Genomic DNA, 1021 nt, shown 5'->3' with positions numbered 1-1021 from the left:
AGCGGATATTCTATATGGAAACTAACAACCTTTGTCGCACTTCAGGCTTGATACTAGGTGTGATCATCTTTCATGGGAAAAAACGAATATCCCTTACCTGGCCTACGACGTAAATACTGAAACCAATTTACATTACACATTTCACTGAGGTAGACTATTGGGGCTGGCTTGGAGCCATCCATATTTTTTGTAATGCCAACTAAGTGCTCGTCTTTTTTAACGAGATCGACAGCCTTTAATTCAGCGTCCTCTGGAGAATCAGCTTTCACCCATCGTGTAGTAAAATACCCAAACAGATCCTCTTTACCGTCCATTTCTATCAAGAAGTCTTTCCCTTCTAGCATTACTTGATAATATTTCATAATTTCCAATTGAAGCTAACGCCAAGCTCACCGGCGCATATTGCGGAGAGCGTTTGTGTAAAATGGAGCACCGCGACATACACAAACGAGCGTAGCAATATGCGTCCGGTGCAGCTTTTTGTTAGGGCTTTATTTATTTGGACGGTTAACATTATGCTCAGTTTCAATTTTACCCACCAAGTACATTTCCAATGCGTAAGCCAAATAAGCATGCTTCGGCTCAAAGCCTATTGTAATCATACTGCCGGCGTCAATTAACCTAGGATCACTTGGTGTGTGCCGTCCATTCTCTACTTTTGAATATGCTTGAAAACGTTTTCCCAGACCATGACCGGCATAGGGACCTGTACCATTTGATGATGCGCCAACACCAATATATGTGACCTCACCGCTTTTTACGAATGCGTAGACACCCTGTTTATCATAATTTGGAAGAGACCCTTCAAATTGATAAATGTCAGACCATTCAGGGAATTCAGACTTGAGGCACTCCGAATTCCAATGCATTGCAAAGAACTCATTAGTAAGATGTTTCAAATTATCTAATGTTGTATTGGCCATGCTTCACTCCTTTTGAGCCCTAACGCCAAGCTCACATGCAATTTTTGCTGTGAGCGTTTGTGTAAAATGGAGCTGCGCGACATACACAAACGAACGCA

At 42.0% G+C, this 1021-nt stretch carries 2 protein-coding genes; both read right to left on the bottom strand.

Annotated features, from left to right (window positions below):
- Positions 1-53 precede the first annotated feature (53 nt).
- Positions 54-362 carry a hypothetical protein gene (locus IDZ20_RS06610; protein WP_188150642.1) on the bottom strand — a complete coding sequence of 103 codons (309 nt, stop codon included), beginning with the start codon at positions 360-362 and terminating at the stop codon, positions 54-56.
- 129 nt (positions 363-491) lie between these two features.
- Positions 492-923 carry a hypothetical protein gene (locus IDZ20_RS06605; protein ID WP_188150641.1) on the bottom strand — a complete coding sequence of 144 codons (432 nt, stop codon included), beginning with the start codon at positions 921-923 and terminating at the stop codon, positions 492-494.
- Between the last annotated feature and the right edge of the window lie 98 nt (positions 924-1021).

The organism is Teredinibacter waterburyi (assembly GCF_001922985.1).
Taxonomy (GTDB): Bacteria; Pseudomonadota; Gammaproteobacteria; order Pseudomonadales; family Cellvibrionaceae; genus Teredinibacter; species Teredinibacter waterburyi.
This window is presented reverse-complemented; position numbering and strand designations above follow the sequence as displayed.

Coding starts and splice junctions, on each gene's coding strand:
- IDZ20_RS06610 (WP_188150642.1), bottom strand. CDS start 362: ATGAAATATTATCAAGTAATGCTAGAAGGGAAAGACTTCTTGATAGAA.
- IDZ20_RS06605 (WP_188150641.1), bottom strand. CDS start 923: ATGGCCAATACAACATTAGATAATTTGAAACATCTTACTAATGAGTTC.